A 17,279-nucleotide genomic window follows, 5' to 3' on the forward strand; every position below is an offset into this window, starting at 1 on the left:
TCACAGTCAGCCAATAAAAGCATTCACAAGGTCACTACGATGAAGCGCACATTCCAGATCTACCGCTACGACCCGGACAAGGACGCCAAGCCCTACATGCAGACCATCGAGATCGAACTCGACGGCCACGAACGCATGCTGCTGGACGCCCTGATGAAGCTCAAGGCGCAGGACCCGACGCTGTCGTTCCGCCGCTCGTGCCGCGAAGGCGTCTGCGGCTCCGACGCGATGAACATCAACGGCAAGAACGGCCTGGCCTGCCTCACCAACATGCTCACGCTCAAGGGCACGATCGTGTTGAAGCCGCTGCCGGGCCTGCCCGTCATTCGCGACCTGATCGTGGACATGACGCAGTTCTTCAAGCAGTACAACTCGATCAAGCCGTACCTGCAGAACGACAACGTGCCGCCTGAGAAGGAGCGCCTGCAGTCGCCCGAAGAGCGCGAAGAGCTCAACGGCCTGTACGAATGCATCCTGTGCGCGAGCTGCTCCACGAGCTGCCCGAGCTTCTGGTGGAACCCCGACAAGTTCGTGGGCCCGGCAGGCCTCTTGCAGGCCTACCGCTTCATCGCCGACAGCCGCGACGAAGCCACCGCCGAGCGCCTGGACAACCTGGAAGACCCGTACCGCCTGTTCCGCTGCCACACGATCATGAACTGCGTCGACGTGTGCCCGAAGAACCTGAACCCCACCAAGGCCATCGGCAAGATCAAGGAATTGATGGTGCGTCGCGCCATCTGATCCTTCTTCAAGAAGAAACCACCATGCAAACCGCCGACGAACTCCAGCAGCCGCTCAGCGAACGTGCGCTGAGCAAGCTGAAATGGCGTTGCCGGCGCGGCCTGCTCGAAAACGACCTGTTCATCGCCCGCTTTTTCGAGCGGCACGAATCCCACATGACCAATGGTCAAGCGGGAGCGATGGAGACATTGATGGACCTGTCGGACAACGACCTCCTCGACCTTTTGCTGCGCAGGAAGGAGCCCGAGCCCGAATGGGCCGGTGCCGAGGTGGTCGCATTGCTGCAATTGATGCGCACCGACGGCGCCCAGCGCCCCGCAATTTCTCCTTCGTCCTGAATCCTCCTCTGAAAGTAAATCGAAATGAAAGCATCCGATACCAAGGCCACGCTGTCGTTCAGCAACGGCGGCGACAGCGTCGAACTGCCGATCTACAAGGGCACCGTCGGCCCCGACGTGATCGACATCCGCAAGCTGTACGCACAGACCGGCATGTTCACCTATGACCCGGGCTTCATGTCGACCGCCGCCTGCCAGTCGGCCATCACCTACATCGATGGCGACAAGGGCGAGCTGCTGTACCGCGGCTACCCCATCGAGCAGCTCGCGACCAACTGCGACTTCCTGGAAACCTGCCACCTGCTGCTGTACGGTGAACTGCCCGACGCCGGCAAGAAGGCCAACTTCACCAAGCTCGTGACGAACCACACGATGGTGAACGAGCAGATGCAGTTCTTCCTGCGCGGCTTCCGCCGTGATGCCCATCCAATGGCCATCATGACCGGCTTGGTGGGCGCGCTGTCGGCCTTCTATCACGACAGCACGGACATCAACAATCCCGAGCACCGCGAGATCGCCGCGATCCGCCTGATCGCGAAGATGCCCACGCTCGTGGCCATGGCCTACAAGTACACGATCGGCCAGCCGTACATGTACCCGAAGAACGACCTGAGCTACGCCGGCAACTTCCTGCACATGATGTTCGCCACGCCCTGCGAGGAGTACAAGGTGAACCCGGTGCTCGAGCGCGCGCTCGACCGCATTTTCATCCTGCACGCAGACCACGAGCAGAACGCCTCGACCTCGACCGTGCGCCTGTGCGGCTCGTCGGGCACCAACCCCTTCGCAGCCATTGCGGCCGGCGTGGCCTGCCTCTGGGGCCCGGCCCACGGCGGCGCGAACGAAGCAGCGCTCAACATGCTGTACGACATCCAGCGCGAAGGCGGCGTGGAAAAGATCGGCGAGTTCATCAAGAAGGTCAAGGACAAGAACTCGAACGTCAAGCTCATGGGCTTCGGCCACCGCGTGTACAAGAACTACGACCCGCGCGCCAAGCTGATGCAGGAAACCTGCAACGAAGTGCTGACCGAGTTGGGCCTGGAGCAAGACCCGCTGTTCAAGCTGGCCAAGGAACTGGAAAAGATCGCCCTCGAAGACGAGTACTTCGTCTCGCGCAAGCTCTACCCGAACGTGGACTTCTACTCAGGCATCGTGCAGCGCGCCATCGGCATCCCGGTGCCGCTGTTCACCGCGATCTTCGCGCTGGCCCGCACGGTCGGCTGGATCGCCCAGCTGAACGAAATGATCGGCGACCCCGAGTACAAGATCGGCCGCCCGCGCCAGTTGTTCGAAGGTTCGCCCAAGCGCGATGTGAAGCCGATTTCGGCCCGCTGAGCGGTTCGCGAAACCCTCGCCCCTCAAAAAAGCTGCCTTCGCAGGCTGTGTAAATAGTCTGCATTGAGTCCGCGAGATATGCCCCTCAGGCGTTTGTCTGAGGGGCATTTTTCATTGGAGGCTGACCAATGGGACATCGACACGGGCAGCACCGAGGGCAAGCAATGCTGTTTCCTCTGATGCTCGATGAACTGGTGGGGCGGGACGCGTTGGTTCGAGTGGTGGACGCTTGGGTGCAGGCGCTGGATTTGAAGGCACTGGGCTTTGCCAAGGCGCAAACGCAGCGCCTGGGTACACCGCCCTACGACCCGGGCGATCTGCTGCGGCTGTACATCTGGGGCTACCTGAGCGCGATCCGCTCCTCGCGGGCACTGGAGCGCGAGTGCCATCGCAACGTGGAGTGCATGTGGCTGCTGGGGCGCCTGGCACCGGATCACAAGACGATCGCCGAGTTCAGGCGCCAGAACACGGCTGCCTTGGTGGCCAGCTGCGCGGCGTTCGTGCAGTTCGCGCGCCAGAGCCGGCTGATCCGGGGCAGCACGGTGGCCATCGATGGCACGAAGGTGCAGGCGGCGGCCTCGCGCAAGGCGGTGGTGGGCCAGCGCGAGCTGGCGGCCCAGGCGCAGCGCAACGCGCAGGAGATTGCCGCCTACCTGCGGCTGCTGGACAGCCAGGACAGCGACGATGACCAAGGCGGCGAAGGGCCTGGCGGCGGCCCTGGCGCGCCAGATGAAGTGCGCGCCGCCCTCAAGCGCCTGAAGGCCCAGGGCCGAGCCATTGCCAACGAGGCGCAGCAGCTCATGCGCAGCGGCGCGAGCACCGTGGTGCGTGGCGAGCCCGAGGCACGTCCGATGCGCAGTCTGAACAGCCAGCCGGGCTACAACCTGCAAACGGCGGTGGAGACGCAAAGCCACCTGATCGTGGCCCATGAGGTGGTCTGCGAGGTGAGCGATCAGCGCCAGTTGCAGCCCATGGCCGAGGCGGCCAGCAGGGTCCTGGAGCAGCCCTGCACGGTGGTGGCCGACGCGGGCTATGCCAATGGGCAGCAGATCGCGGCGCTGCAGGCCCAAGGCATCACCAGTTACGTGGCGGTCAACCGTTCGGTGAACAACCAAGGCGATGGAAGCCTGTACCAGCCAAGTGCCTTCGTCTATGACGCAACCAGCGACAGCTTCACCTGCCCGGCGGGCCAGTTGCTCCAACGCAAGCAGCTCTCGCGCAAAAACAAGATGGTGATCTATGCCGCGCAGCAAAGCGACTGCGCCGACTGCCAGCGCAAGGCCCAGTGCACCACGGCCAAGCAGCGCTTCGTCTCGCGCCACCTGTACGAAGAGGCATTGCAGGCCAATGCGAGCAGATTGGCCGCGCAGCCCTGGATGATGGCGCTCAGGCGCCAGACGGTGGAACACCCCTTCGCCAGCATCAAGCACCTGATTCTGGGCAATGCCCGGCTGCTGATGAGGCACACGAGCGGAGCGCGCGCCGAGTTCAGCCTGGCAGTGATGGCCTACAACCTCAAGCGGGTGTTCAACATGAAGGGCGCCGCCTGGATGCACCAGGCGCTGCGGGGCTGAGGCCCTTCGCGCATTTGCTCGCCCAATGAAAAATGCCCCGCTATCGCGGGGCATCTCGACTCAAGCGGCCAGCAGACTATTTACACAGCCTGTTCGGGCAGCTTTTTTATTGCCCGTTCGAGATGCCTCTCTTCGCAGGCCGGCAGCAATGCCATCTCAGATGACGATGGTGACAGCAGGAAATAGGTAAGAAAATAGCCGTCTCATCGCAAAACGCGATGCCCCACACCCCATGAGCACCTCCGAACGCAACTTTGCCCGCCGCATCGACCTCACGTCGTTGCAGTTGTTCGTGGCCGTGTGCGAGCTGGGCAGCATCGGCCGTGCAGCGGAGCGCGAATTCATCGCGGCATCGGCCATCAGCAAGAGGCTGTCGGACCTCGAGGCCACGCTCGGCACCACCCTGCTCTACCGCCATGCGCGCGGCGTCGATCTCACGCCCGCGGGCGAAAGCCTCCTGCACCACGCTCGCTCGGTGCTCTACAGCCTCGAGAAGATGCAAGGCGAGCTCAGCGAATACGCGGACGGCGTGCGCGGCCATGTGCGGGTGCACGCCAACATCTCGGCCATCGTGCAGTTCCTGCCCGAGGACCTGGGCGTTTTCACGCGGGCGCATGAAGCCATCAAGATCGACCTCGAGGAGCACCTGAGCAGCGAGGTGATCCGCGCGGTGCAGGAAGGCGCGGCCGACCTCGGCGTGTGCCATGTGGCGGGCGGCGCGGGCGAGTTGCAGAGCCTGTCGTACCGGCACGACCGCCTCGCGCTGATCGTGCCCATGGGGCATGCGCTGGCGTCGCAAGGCGCCGTCGACTTCATCGACTCGCTGGACTTCGACCACGTCGGCCTGCACACCAATAGCTCGATCTACGTCGCGATGCACGAAGCGGCGCTGGGCGCGGGGCGCAGCGTCAAGCTGCGCATCCACGTCACCGGCCTCGATGCCATGTGCCGGATGATCGAAAACGGCCTGGGCATCGGCGTGATGCCGCAGCGCGCCTTCGAACTCATGCAGAACGGCATCGGCCGAAGGCTCGTGAGCATGACGCTCAACGACGCCTGGGCGGCGCGCGAAATCCGCCTCGTGGCGCGCGACTTCTCCACGCTGCCGGTGGCGGCGCGCACGCTGGTGAACCACCTGCACGCGGCGGCCGATTCTGCCGACGCCCCCGAACAACTCGCGGCCCGGGCCGCATAGACAGACAATCCATTTCCCCACGAAAGAAGAGACCGACATGGCACGCACGCTCTACGACAAGATCTGGGACGAACACGTCGTCCACACCGAGGAAGACGGCACCGCGATCCTCTACATCGACCGCCACCTGGTGCACGAAGTCACCAGCCCGCAAGCCTTCGAAGGCCTGCGCGAAGCGGGCCGGAAGCTCTGGCGCATCAGCTCGGTGGTGGCCACGGCCGACCACAACACGCCGACCACTGGCTGGGAGCGCGGCTACGAAGGCATCGCCGACCCGACCAGCAAGGAGCAGGTCACCACGCTGGACAAGAACATTGCCGAATTCGGCGCCGCCGCTTTCTTTCCGTTCCTGAGCAAGCGCCAGGGCATCGTGCACGTGATCGGCCCGGAGTCGGGCGCAACGCTGCCGGGCATGACGGTCGTCTGCGGCGACTCGCACACCTCCACGCACGGTGCGTTCGGCGCGCTGGCGCACGGCATCGGCACCAGCGAGGTCGAGCACGTCATGGCCACGCAGACGCTGCTGGGCAAGAAGGCGAAGAACATGCTGGTGAAGGTCGAAGGCAAGCTGCCCCTCGGCTGCACGGCCAAGGACATCGTGCTGGCCATCATCGGCAAGATCGGCACCGCCGGCGGCACGGGCTACACCATCGAATTCGCGGGCTCCGCCATTCGCGACCTGAGCATGGAAGGCCGCATGACGGTCTGCAACATGGCGATCGAAGCCGGCGCGCGCGCAGGCCTCGTGGCCGTCGACGAGAAGACCATCAGCTACATCAAGGGCCGACCGCTCGCGCCCACCGGCGTGGAGTGGGACCAGGCCGCGACCTACTGGCGCACGCTGCAGTCCGACCCCGGCGCGGCCTTCGACGCCGTGGTCGAGCTCGACGCCGCGCAGATCCCGCCGCAGGTCACCTGGGGCACCTCGCCCGAGATGGTGGTCGACATCAACGGCCGCGTGCCCGATCCCGACAAGGAAAAGGACACCAGCAAGCGCGGCGCCATCGAGCGCGCGCTGGTCTACATGGGCCTGGAGCCGAACAAGGCGATGAACGACATCTTCATCGACAAGGTGTTCATCGGCTCGTGCACCAACAGCCGCATCGAAGACATGCGCGAAGCCGCCGCGGTCGTGAAGAAGCTCGGCCAGAAGGTCGCCAAGAACGTGAAGCTCGCGATGGTCGTGCCCGGCTCCGGCGTGGTGAAGGAGCAGGCCGAGCGCGAAGGCCTGGACGTGATCTTCAAGGCTGCCGGCTTCGAATGGCGCGAACCCGGCTGCTCGATGTGCCTCGCGATGAACGCCGACCGGCTCGAACCCGGTGAGCGCTGCGCATCGACCTCGAACCGCAACTTCGAAGGCCGCCAGGGCGCCGGTGGCCGCACCCACCTCGTGAGCCCCGCGATGGCCGCCGCTGCCGCCGTGCACGGCCACTTCGTCGACGTGCGCACCTTCGCCTGACCTGGAGACATCACATGCAGAAATTCACCGTGCACAAGGGCCTCGTGGCCCCCATGGACCGCGAGAACGTCGACACCGACGCGATCATTCCCAAGCAGTTTCTCAAGTCGATCAAGAAGACCGGCTTCGGCGTGAACCTGTTCGACGAATGGCGCTACCTGGATGCGGGCTTTCCGGGCCAGGACCCGGCTACCCGCAAGCCGAACCCGGACTTCGTGCTGAACCAGCCGCGCTATGCAGGCGCCTCCGTGCTGCTCGCCCGCAAGAACTTCGGCTGCGGCTCGTCGCGCGAACACGCGCCGTGGGCGCTCGATCAGTACGGCTTTCGCGCGATCATCGCGCCGAGCTACGCGGACATCTTCTTCAACAACAGCTTCAAGAACGGCCTGCTGCCGATCGTGCTGAGCGAGGCGCAAGTGGCGCAGCTGTTCGATGAGGCCTTTGCGTTCCCGGGCTATTCGCTGACCATCGACCTGGAGCGCCAGGTGGTCGTGAAGCCGGACGGCGGCGAGCTCGCGTTCGACGTGCAGGCCTTCCGCAAGTACTGCCTGATCAACGGGCTGGACGACATCGGCCTCACGCTGCGCCACAAGGACAAGATCAAGGCCTTCGAGACCGAGCGCCTGGCGCAAAAGCCCTGGCTCGCGCACACGATGATCTCGTGATCGTTCGCCTCACCATTTCCGCATTCAAAAAACCTCAGACCAACTTATGAAAATCGCAGTTCTCCCGGGTGACGGCATCGGCACCGAAATCGTGGCGGAAGCCGTCAGGGTGCTCGACGTGCTCGACCTGAAGTTCGAGATGGAGTCGGCGCTGGTCGGTGGCGCAGCCTACGAGGCGCACGGCCACCCGCTGCCTGAATCGACGCTCAAGCTCGCCAAGGAATCCGACGCGGTGCTGTTCGGCGCGGTCGGCGACTGGAAGTACGACAAGCTCGACCGGCCGCTGCGTCCCGAGCAGGCCATCCTGGGGCTGCGCAAGAACCTGGGGCTCTTCGCGAACTTCCGGCCGGCGATCTGCTACGAAGAACTGGTCGACGCTTCGAGCCTGAAGCCCGAACTGATCGCGGGGCTGGACATCCTCATCATTCGCGAACTGACCGGCGACATCTACTTCGGCCAGCCGCGCGGCCGCCGCATCGCGACGGATGGGCACTTTCCAGGCGCCGAGGAAGCCTTCGACACGATGCGCTACTCGCGTCCCGAAATCGAGCGCATCGGGCGCGTGGCCTTCGACGCGGCCCGCAAGCGCAGCAAGCGCGTGACCAGCGTCGACAAGAACAACGTGCTGGAAACCTCGCAGCTATGGAAAGACGTGATGCTCGACATCGCGAAGGAATATCCGGACGTGGAACTCGACCACATGCTGGTCGACAACGCAGCCATGCAGCTCGTGAAGGCGCCCAAGAAATTCGACGTGGTGGTCACCGGCAACATGTTCGGCGACATCCTCTCGGACGAGGCCGCGATGCTCACCGGCTCGATCGGCATGCTGCCTTCGGCGTCGCTCAATTCGAGCAACCAGGGCCTGTACGAGCCGAGCCACGGCAGCGCGCCTGACATTGCCGGCAAAGGGGTTGCCAATCCTTTGGCTACAATCCTGTCCGCTGCCATGATGCTCCGCTTTTCACTCAACGAACCTGAAGCTGCCGACCGTATCGAGTCGGCGGTCAAGGACGTGCTCGCTTCCGGCCTGCGCACGGGTGACATCTGGTCAGAAGGTACGAAGCGCGTCGGCACCCGCGAAATGGGCGACGCGGTCGTTGCAGCAATCACCAAAAAGACGATTACCGGCTAACCGCAGCCCGCTTCGTCACGCCCCTCCCCGGCTCGACGAGTCGGGGGCAAGAAAAGACAACTTCTTTCTTTTTCATAAGGGCAAACTGAAATGGCGAACGCATCTCAACCTCTGGTCGGCCTCGTAGGCTGGCGCGGCATGGTCGGCTCGGTCCTGATGGACCGCATGCAGGCCGAAGGCGACTTCGGTCTCATCGAGCCGGTCTTCTTCTCGACTTCCAACGCCGGCGGCAAGGCCCCGGCGATGGCCAAGAACGAAACCGCGCTGAAGGATGCGAACGACATCGACGCCCTGAAGAAGTGCGACATCGTCATCACCTGCCAGGGCGGCGACTACACCAGCGAAGTCTTCCCCAAGCTGCGCGCCGCCGGCTGGACCGGCCACTGGATCGACGCCGCCTCGACCCTGCGCATGCAGGACGACGCGGTCATCGTGCTGGACCCGGTCAACCTGCCCGTGATCCAGAACGCGCTCACCAACGGCGGCAAGAACTGGATCGGCGGCAACTGCACCGTGAGCTGCATGCTCATGGGCGTTGGCGCCCTCTACAAGGCCGGCCTGGTCGAGTGGATGACCAGCATGACCTACCAGGCAGCCTCGGGCGGCGGCGCGCAGCACATGCGCGAGCTGCTGACCCAGTTCGGCACCCTCAACACCGAAGTGCGCGCGCTGCTGGACGACCCCAAGTCGGCCATCCTCGAGATCGATCGCAAGGTGCTGCACAAGCAGCAGAACCTGAGCGCGGCCGAAACGGCCAACTTCGGCGCCCCGCTCGGCGGCTCGCTGATCCCCTGGATCGACAAGGACCTGGGCGACGGCATGTCGAAGGAAGAATGGAAGGCCGGCGCCGAAACCAACAAGATCCTCGGCCAGGGCGCGGGCTTCGGCACCGCCGCCGTGCCGGTCGACGGTTTCTGCGTGCGCATCGGCGCCATGCGCTGCCATAGCCAGGCGCTGACCTTCAAGCTCAAGAAGGACGTGCCCGTGGCCGACATCGAAGCGATGATCGCCGCGGACAACCCCTGGGCCAGCGTGGTGCCGAACACCCGTGAAGCGACCCTCAAGGACCTGACGCCGGTGGCCGTGACGGGCACCATGAACATTCCGGTCGGCCGCATCCGCAAGCTGGCGATGGGCCCCGAATACGTCGGCGCCTTCACCATCGGCGACCAGTTGCTGTGGGGGGCCGCGGAACCGCTGCGCCGCATGTTGCGCATCCTGCTCGAAGCCTGATGCGGGTCGCTCAGGCCTTCGAATCCCGGATTGTTGCAGTTTGGCAACGATAAGTGTGTTCGTAAGTATGCGCGCACTGGGTAGAACAGGCGCATTGCCTTGTCAGCCCGGGGTGATGATGCTAACGTCCTCTTACAAATTCTGGGCCTGAGCCGCCCCTATCAGCATGACAAGACATCTGTTGCCCGCGGCCCGCCCATCGGCCGTTCGCCCCCCCCCATCGTTCAGCGGTTGGCGCCTTTCCATATTGGGTGCGGCCGCCGCCGTGACCCTGGGAATGGCCAGCACCGACGCCAGCGCGTTCACGCTGGGACAGTTGAAGGTGCAATCGGCGCTGGGTGAACCCCTTCGCGCAGAGATCGATGTGACCGAGATCGCGGCCGCCGAAGCGGACGGCCTGAAGATCAACATCGCTACAGCCGAAGCCTTCAAGAACGCAGGCATCCCCTACAACTCGGCATTGAGCGACGTCAAGGCGACGCTGCAGCGCCGCGCGGGCGGCCAGTATGTGGTGCGCCTGAGCGGCAGCCGTCCACTCAGCGACCCCTTCATCGACCTGCTGCTCGAAGCCAACGGCTCTTCGGGCCGCATCGTGCGCGACTACACCGTGCTGCTCGATCCGCCAGTCACGCGACAGGCAGCGGCTCCGGCCGTGCCGATCGCGCCCCAGATCAGCACCCCGGTCGAGCGCCCTGCCGTGGCGGCAGCCCGCGCACGCCGTGAACGTGCCGCGGCCGTCGCATCCGCAGCGCCCCCCGTCGCAGCAGCTGCGCCCGCACCCTCAACCCCGGCCACCGCTCCTGCAGCGGCGGCAGCAACGGCGCCCCGCGCGGGCGGCGAGCAAGTCACGGTTCAGCGCGGCGATACCGCCGGCAAGATTGCCGGTGCCCACAAGCCGGCCGACGTGTCGCTCGACCAGATGCTGGTCGCCCTGCTGCTCGCCAACCCCGATGCGTTCATTGGCGGCAACGTCAACCGCATCAAGGCAGGCGCCGTGCTCGAACTGCCGGGCGCCACCGAAGCGAGCGCCGTTCCCGCCGCCGAGGCACGCCGCACGGTCACTGCGCAAAGCCGTGACTTCGGCAACTACCGCCAGCGCCTTGCAGAGAACGCACCGACGTCGAACGTCGCCGCCGCCAGCCGCAAGGCCTCGGGCAAACTGCAGGCGAACGTCGAAGACCGCAATGCAGCGGCCAGCGCACCCGACAAGCTCACGATTTCGCAAGGCAGCGCCTCCACCCGTGCAGCCGACGAAAAGGTCGCGCAGGCTCGCCAGGCGCAGGAAAGCAGCAACCGCGTGGCGGAGCTGTCCAAGAACATCAACGAGCTGAACAAGCTCAAGGCTGGCGCCGGCTCCTCGGCACCCGCTGCCGCACCAGCACCTGCCGCGCCCGGCATTCCTGTGCCGACGCCATCCCCCAGCGCCACGACGCCGCCGTCAGTCGCCGCCAACCCGGCGCCCGCAGTCGTTGTCCCCACGCCCGCACCTGTGGCAGCACCAGCTCCCGCAGCGGCAGCCGCCGCACCGACGCCTGAGGCAACGGCCGCACCCACGCCTGCGCCAGCAGCGGACCCGGCCGTCACGCCCCCCGCTGCCGCCGCAGTGCCCGCGGCAGCCGCCAGCGCCGCGGTCGCGACGCCTGCACCGGCTGCCGCTCCGAAGCCGGTGGTCAAGGCCGCTCCGCCTCCGCCGCCGGAACGCAGCTTCTTCGAAGAACTGCTCGACAACCCGCTGATGCTCGGCGGCGCCGCGCTGATTGCGCTCCTGGTCGGCTTCCTGCTGTACCGCGTGCTGGGCCGCCGCCGGGAGGAAATGAGCGAAAGCGTGTTCCTCGAGAGCCGCATTCCGAAAGACTCGTTCTTCGGTGCCAGCGGCGGCGAATCGGTCGACACCAAGCACCGCGGCGACTCAAGCGTGTCGTCGCTGTCTTACTCGCCGAGCCAGCTCGATGCGGGCGACGTCGACCCCGTCGCCGAAGCGGACGTCTACCTGGCCTACGGCCGCGACCTGCAAGCCGAGGAAATCCTGCGCGAAGCACTGCGCCTGAACCCGGACCGCACCGCCATCCACCTCAAGCTGCTCGAGATCCACGCCAAGCGCCGCGACGTGCGCGCCTACGAAGGCCTGGCCACCGAAGTGCACAAGCTGACCGGCGGCTCGGGTTCCGACTGGAACCGCGTGGTCGACATGGGCAAGGACCTCGATCCGGGCAACCCGCTGTACGAATCGGGCGCGCCCCGCAGTGCAAGCCAGGCCGAAACGGCCGCCTTCGCAGGCGCCCTGGCGTCCGCCGCCAAGCCGCCGGTCGCCGCAGTGCCGACGCCCGTCGCACCGCCGCCGATCGCCTCGGCCCCGCCGCCGGCCTTCGTGCCTTCCGTGGCACCGCTGGACTTCGACCTGGACCTGAGCCAACCGATGCCGCTGGCACCGGCACCAAGCCACGCACCGGTCGGCGCGAGCCTGCCGAAGTCGGCCTATGCACCCGCTCCGACGACGGCACGCCCCGCAGCACCGCTGTCCAATGGCCATGTGACGCCGCCCGTCGACCTCGAGAACGATTTCGACACGGCCCCCGGCGCCCTCGCGCCCAATACGCGCCCCTTGAACCTGAACGATGCGGACAACACGCGCCCGGCCACGCTGGGCAATGCGTTGCCTGCCGACTCGGGCTTCATCGAGTTCGACATGAGCGCCCTGGCAGGCCTGCCGGCCCGCTCCAACGGCGCGTCCGAACCGGCGCGCGCCGCCAGCTCCTTCGACGACGAAGGCGAAGACAGCCCCCACGCCGTCAAGCTCTCGCTGGCGCGCGAACTGCAAGCCATCGGCGACGTCGAAGGCGCGCGTTCGCTGGTCGAGGAAGTCGAAGCCGAAAGCGCTGGCGACCTCAAGTCGCAAGCCAAGCAACTGCTCGCGGAACTGCGCTGAGCCATTGCTGTTTCCGTTCCTGAATTCGTGAGGCTGGCGCTCGGCATCCGCTACAACGGCCAGGCGTACGAGGGCTGGCAAAGTCAGCGCTCGGGCCGCACGGTGCAGGACAAGCTCGAAGCGGCCCTCGCGAAGTTCGCCGCCGACCCATCAGGGCGTATCGGCACGCTGTGCGCCGGCCGCACCGATGCCGGCGTGCATGCGCTGATGCAGGTGGTGCACTTCGACACCGAGGTCGAACGCGAGCCCTTCTCCTGGATGCGCGGCACCAACCGCTTCCTGCCCGACGACATCGCGGTGCAGTGGGCCCAGCCGGTGCCCGACGAGTTCCATTGCCGCGCCAGTGCCCTCGCGCGCCGCTACCTCTACGTGCTGTCGCAATCGCCGGTGCGGCCGAGCCTGGATTCGGGCCGGGTCGGCTGGTCGATGCATCCGCTCGACGGCGATGCGATGCGCAAAGCCGCCGCCGTGCTCATCGGCACGCATGACTTCAGTTCGTTCCGCGCCTCGGCCTGCCAGGCCAAATCGCCGGTGAAGAATCTGCGCCGCATCGAGATCACGCGGGTCGGTGAAGGCGAGCGCTGCCGCTGGCACTTCGAGTTCGAGGCCGACGCCTTCCTGCACCACATGATCCGCAACCTGATGGGCTGCCTCGTACGCATCGGCCGCGGCGATGAGCGGCCCGAATGGATCGCCGAGGTGCTCGAGGCGCGCAGCCGCAAGGTGGCGGCGCCGACCTTCTCCGCGGATGGCCTGTACTTTCTCGGCCCGTTGTACGACGCCAAGTGGGGTCTGCCGGCCGAGGCCACGCTGCAGGCTGGCGGCGCTCTTTATGATGGCCCGCCATGACGTCATCGCTCCCCCGCACCCGCATAAAGATCTGTGGCCTCACGCGCGAGGCCGACGTGGATGCCGCGGTCGAAGCGGGTGCCGATGCCGTCGGTTTCGTGCTCTACGCCAAAAGCCCTCGCGCCATCACGGCTGAACGTGCCGCCGAACTTGCCGCTCGCCTCCCCCCCTTCATCACGCCAGTGCTGCTGTTCGTGAACGAGGACGCTCCCAAAGTCATAGCGTCGCTTGCCCATGTGAAGGGCGCCATCGCACAGTTCCATGGCGAAGAGACTCCCGAACAGTGCGACGAAGCCACCGGCCCCGGCCTCTTTCGCTACATGCGCGCCGCCCGCATTCCGCTGGGGGCTGCCGGTGCCGGCTTCGACCTCGTAAAATACGCGTCCGATTACTCCCACGCCCAGGCCATCCTGCTCGACGCGCATGTCGAAGGTTATGGCGGTGGCGGCAAGGCTTTCGATTGGTCACTTCTTCCACCCGCCGTCGACGCTCACCTCGTCTTGAGTGGTGGGCTCACACCTGCAAACGTGAGCGATGGCATTCGCATCCTGCGGACGCGCTGCAAGACGCTGTCCGTTGATGTGAGCTCGGGCGTCGAAATCGACGGTCCCGGGAACAAGGGCCTGAAGGACGCCGGAAAGATCCGGCAATTCGTCGCAGCCGTCAGAGCGGCAGACGCCTCGTCCCTCTCCAGTTAGCCGCCGCACCCGATCGTCATTCGGGCTGCGGCCCAACGATCGAGAACCATGCAAAGCAATTTCCAGGACTATCAGCAACCCGACGCCACCGGCCACTTCGGCAACTACGGCGGCACCTTCGCGAGCGAAACGCTCACCCACGCGATCAACGAGCTGCGCGAGGCGTACGCCAAGTTCAAGGACGATCCGGCGTTCCTCGCCGAATTCCATTACGAGCTGAAGCACTTCGTCGGCCGGCCCTCGCCGATCTACCACGCCGCGCGCACCAGCCGCGAAATGGGCGGCGCGCAGATCTACCTCAAGCGTGAAGACCTCAACCACACTGGCGCGCACAAGATCAACAACGTGATCGGCCAGGCGATGCTCGCGCGGCGCATGGGCAAGCCTCGCGTGATCGCCGAGACCGGGGCCGGCCAGCACGGCGTGGCCACTGCCACGATCTGCGCGCGCTACGGCCTCGAATGCGTGGTCTACATGGGCAGCCAGGACGTGAAGCGCCAGAGCCCCAACGTCTACCGCATGAACCTGCTGGGCGCGACCGTGGTGCCGGTCGAATCGGGCAGCAAGACGCTGAAGGACGCGCTCAACGAGGCGATGCGCGACTGGGTCACGAACGTGGAAAACACCTTCTACATCATCGGCACCGTGGCCGGCCCGCACCCCTATCCGACGATGGTGCGCGACTTCCAGAGCGTGATCGGCACCGAGTGCATCGACCAGATGCCCGCCATGCTCGCGGCCGACGGCATCACCGGCGAGGCCGAGGGCAAGCAGCCCGACGTGGTGGTCGCCTGCGTGGGCGGCGGCAGCAATGCGATCGGCATCTTCCACCCCTACATTCCGTTCGCCGGCACCCGGCTCATCGGCGTGGAAGCGGCGGGCGAAGGCCTGGACAGCGGCAAGCACGCCGCCTCGATCCTGCGCGGCAGCCCCGGCGTGCTGCACGGCAACCGCACCTACCTGCTGCAGAACGAGGACGGCCAGATCACCGAGACCCACAGCATCAGCGCCGGCCTCGACTATCCCGGCGTCGGCCCGGAGCACGCGCACCTGGCCGACATCGGCCGTGCCGAGTACGTCGGCGTCACCGACGTCGAGGCGCTCGAAGCCTTCCACTACCTGTGTCGAACGGAGGGCATCATTCCCGCGCTCGAATCCAGCCATGCCGTGGCCTATGCGCTGAAGCTTGCGAAAACCATGCGCCCCGACCAGTCGATCCTGGTGAACCTCTCGGGCCGCGGCGACAAGGACATCGGCACCGTCGCCGACCTGTCGGGCGTCGATTTCTACGACCGGCCTTCGATGCGCGGTCTGAGCGTGAAGGGAGGCAAGTGATGAGCCGCATTGCCGCCACCTTCAAGACGCTTGAGGCGCAGGGCCGCAAGGCGCTGATTCCGTACGTCACCGCCGGCTTCCCCTTCGCCGACATCACGCCCGAGCTGATGCACGGCATGGTCGAGGCAGGCGCCGACGTGATCGAGCTGGGCGTGCCCTTCTCCGACCCCATGGCCGACGGCCCCGTGATCCAGAAGGCCGGCGAGGCCGCGCTGGCGCTGGGCATCGGCATGAAGCAGGTGCTCGCCATCGTGGCGGCTTTCCGCCAGAAGGACGCGACCACGCCGGTCGTGCTGATGGGCTACGCGAACCCGGTCGAGCGCTACGACCTCGTGCACGGCAAACAAGCCTTCATCCGCGATGCGTCGGCGGCCGGCGTCGATGGCCTGCTGGTCGTCGACTACCCGCCCGAGGAATGCGAGGCCTTCGCCGCCGACCTGAAGGCGGCGAACATCGACCTGATCTTCCTGCTGGCGCCCACGAGCACCGACGAGCGCATGGCGCAGGTCGCGCGCATCGCGAGCGGCTACGTCTACTACGTGTCGCTCAAGGGCGTGACAGGCGCTGGCCACCTCGATACCGAGGCGGTCGGCCAGATGATCCCGCGCATCCGCCGGCATGTGAGCATCCCGGTCGGCGTGGGCTTCGGCATCCGCGACGCCCGCACCGCGCAGGCGGTCGGTTCGGCGGCGGACGCCGTCGTGATCGGCACCAAGATCATCCAGCTGATCGACGGGCAACCGCGCGAGAACGTGGTGCCCGCGGTGCGCGAATTCCTCGCCGGCATCCGCGAGGCGCTGGACGCCCTGCCGGCGGCTACCCCCAAAAATGCGGCTGGCCGATAATCTCGGTTGCCCTCACCCCCAGCCCCTCTCCTTCCAAGGAGAGGGGAGCTAATTCCGGAGTCCTATGAGCTGGCTTGAAAAACTGCTACCCGCCAAGATCGCACAAACCGACCCTGCCGAGCGCCGCCAGGTGCCCGAGGGCCTGTGGATCAAATGCCCGGCCTGCGAGACGGTGCTCTACAAAACCGACCTGGAACACAACCAGAACGTCTGCCCGAGTTGCAGCCACCATCACCGCATCGGCGCCCGCGCGCGGCTCGACGCGTTCCTCGACGCCGAAGGCCGCTACGAAGTCGGCCAGGAAGTGCTCCCGGTCGACGCCCTCAAGTTCAAGGACAGCCGCAAGTACCCCGAGCGCCTGAAGGAAGCCCTGGAAAACACCGGCGAGACCGACGCGCTGGTCGTCATCGGCGGTTCGGTCCACAGCATCAACGTGGTCGTCGCCTGCTTCGAATTCGAATTCATGGGCGGCAGCATGGGCAGCGTGGTCGGCGAGCGCTTCGTGCGCGGCGTCGAGACCGCCATCGAGCAGAAGGTACCGTTCATCTGCTTCACCGCCACCGGCGGCGCGCGCATGCAGGAAGGCCTGCTCTCGCTGATGCAGATGGCCAAGACCAATGCCGCGCTCACGCGCCTGGCGAAAAAGGGCCTGCCCTACATCAGCGTGCTGACCGACCCGACCATGGGCGGCGTGAGCGCCGGCTTCGCCTTCGTGGGCGATGTGGTCATCGCCGAACCCAAGGCGCTGATCGGCTTTGCCGGCCCGCGCGTGATCGAATCGACCGTGCGCGTGACGCTGCCCGAAGGCTTCCAGCGCGCCGAGTTCCTGCAGACCAAGGGCGCGATCGACTTCATCAGCGACCGGCGCGAACTGCGCAAGACGATTGCCAGCACGCTCGCGATGCTGCTGCGCCAGCCAGCCGACGCGGTGAGCTGAACGACGCGCACGAA

Annotated in this window: 15 protein-coding genes; all 15 read left to right on the forward strand. The window is 66.0% G+C overall.

Annotated elements, in window-relative coordinates; translation table 11 throughout:
* Positions 1-39 precede the first annotated feature (39 nt).
* The 15 genes from QFZ83_RS20710 to accD all read left to right on the forward strand — a co-directional run bounded on the left by QFZ83_RS20710 (position 40) and on the right by accD (position 17,265).
* Positions 40-741, forward strand: a complete 702-nt coding sequence (locus tag QFZ83_RS20710) for a succinate dehydrogenase iron-sulfur subunit (RefSeq protein ID WP_013540023.1) — start codon at positions 40-42, stop codon at positions 739-741.
* 23 nt (positions 742-764) lie between these two features.
* Positions 765-1,079 (forward strand): succinate dehydrogenase assembly factor 2, encoded by a 315-nt coding sequence (locus QFZ83_RS20715; protein WP_013540022.1) that lies wholly within the window; start codon positions 765-767, stop codon positions 1,077-1,079.
* A 24-nt stretch (positions 1,080-1,103) separates the two neighbouring features.
* A complete protein-coding gene (gltA, locus tag QFZ83_RS20720) occupies positions 1,104-2,414 on the forward strand; it encodes a citrate synthase (protein ID WP_306879734.1) in 1,311 nt (436 codons plus the stop codon).
* A 128-nt stretch (positions 2,415-2,542) separates the two neighbouring features.
* Entirely contained in the window at positions 2,543-3,988 is a 1,446-nt protein-coding gene (locus tag QFZ83_RS20725; protein ID WP_307503597.1) for an IS1182 family transposase, read from the forward strand.
* Between the two features lie 232 nt (positions 3,989-4,220).
* Positions 4,221-5,183: a LysR substrate-binding domain-containing protein gene (locus QFZ83_RS20730; RefSeq protein ID WP_307509628.1), complete on the forward strand. Its 963-nt coding sequence runs from the start codon at positions 4,221-4,223 to the stop codon at positions 5,181-5,183.
* Positions 5,184-5,220: 37 nt separating this feature from the next.
* Positions 5,221-6,642, forward strand: coding sequence for a 3-isopropylmalate dehydratase large subunit (gene leuC, locus QFZ83_RS20735; RefSeq protein ID WP_307509631.1), 1,422 nt, complete (start codon positions 5,221-5,223; stop codon positions 6,640-6,642).
* A gap of 14 nt (positions 6,643-6,656) precedes the next feature.
* Positions 6,657-7,307: a 3-isopropylmalate dehydratase small subunit gene (leuD, locus tag QFZ83_RS20740; protein ID WP_306879740.1), complete on the forward strand. Its 651-nt coding sequence runs from the start codon at positions 6,657-6,659 to the stop codon at positions 7,305-7,307.
* A gap of 46 nt (positions 7,308-7,353) precedes the next feature.
* Complete coding sequence (leuB, locus tag QFZ83_RS20745) at positions 7,354-8,442, forward strand: 3-isopropylmalate dehydrogenase (protein ID WP_307509634.1); 1,089 nt, start codon at positions 7,354-7,356, stop codon at positions 8,440-8,442.
* 90 nt (positions 8,443-8,532) lie between these two features.
* Positions 8,533-9,675, forward strand: coding sequence for an aspartate-semialdehyde dehydrogenase (asd, locus tag QFZ83_RS20750; protein WP_306879744.1), 1,143 nt, complete (start codon positions 8,533-8,535; stop codon positions 9,673-9,675).
* Between the two features lie 277 nt (positions 9,676-9,952).
* Positions 9,953-12,601 carry a FimV/HubP family polar landmark protein gene (locus tag QFZ83_RS20755; protein ID WP_373424165.1) on the forward strand — a complete coding sequence of 883 codons (2,649 nt, stop codon included), beginning with the start codon at positions 9,953-9,955 and terminating at the stop codon, positions 12,599-12,601.
* A 27-nt stretch (positions 12,602-12,628) separates the two neighbouring features.
* A complete protein-coding gene (gene truA / locus QFZ83_RS20760) occupies positions 12,629-13,450 on the forward strand; it encodes a tRNA pseudouridine(38-40) synthase TruA (RefSeq protein WP_307509639.1) in 822 nt (273 codons plus the stop codon).
* Complete coding sequence (locus QFZ83_RS20765; RefSeq protein ID WP_307509641.1) at positions 13,447-14,148, forward strand: phosphoribosylanthranilate isomerase; 702 nt, start codon at positions 13,447-13,449, stop codon at positions 14,146-14,148. Before truA ends, QFZ83_RS20765 begins: the two co-directional genes overlap by 4 nt.
* A gap of 48 nt (positions 14,149-14,196) precedes the next feature.
* Positions 14,197-15,483 (forward strand): tryptophan synthase subunit beta, encoded by a 1,287-nt coding sequence (trpB, locus tag QFZ83_RS20770; RefSeq protein WP_307509643.1) that lies wholly within the window; start codon positions 14,197-14,199, stop codon positions 15,481-15,483.
* Positions 15,483-16,328, forward strand: coding sequence for a tryptophan synthase subunit alpha (trpA, locus tag QFZ83_RS20775; RefSeq protein WP_307509644.1), 846 nt, complete (start codon positions 15,483-15,485; stop codon positions 16,326-16,328). Before trpB ends, trpA begins: the two co-directional genes overlap by 1 nt.
* Positions 16,329-16,392: 64 nt before the next feature.
* Positions 16,393-17,265: an acetyl-CoA carboxylase, carboxyltransferase subunit beta gene (gene accD, locus QFZ83_RS20780; RefSeq protein ID WP_013540010.1), complete on the forward strand. Its 873-nt coding sequence runs from the start codon at positions 16,393-16,395 to the stop codon at positions 17,263-17,265.
* The last annotated feature ends 14 nt before the right edge of the window (positions 17,266-17,279 follow it).

It is taken from the genome of Variovorax sp. W1I1 (assembly GCF_030815625.1).
Taxonomy (GTDB): Bacteria; Pseudomonadota; Gammaproteobacteria; order Burkholderiales; family Burkholderiaceae_C; genus Variovorax; species Variovorax paradoxus_C.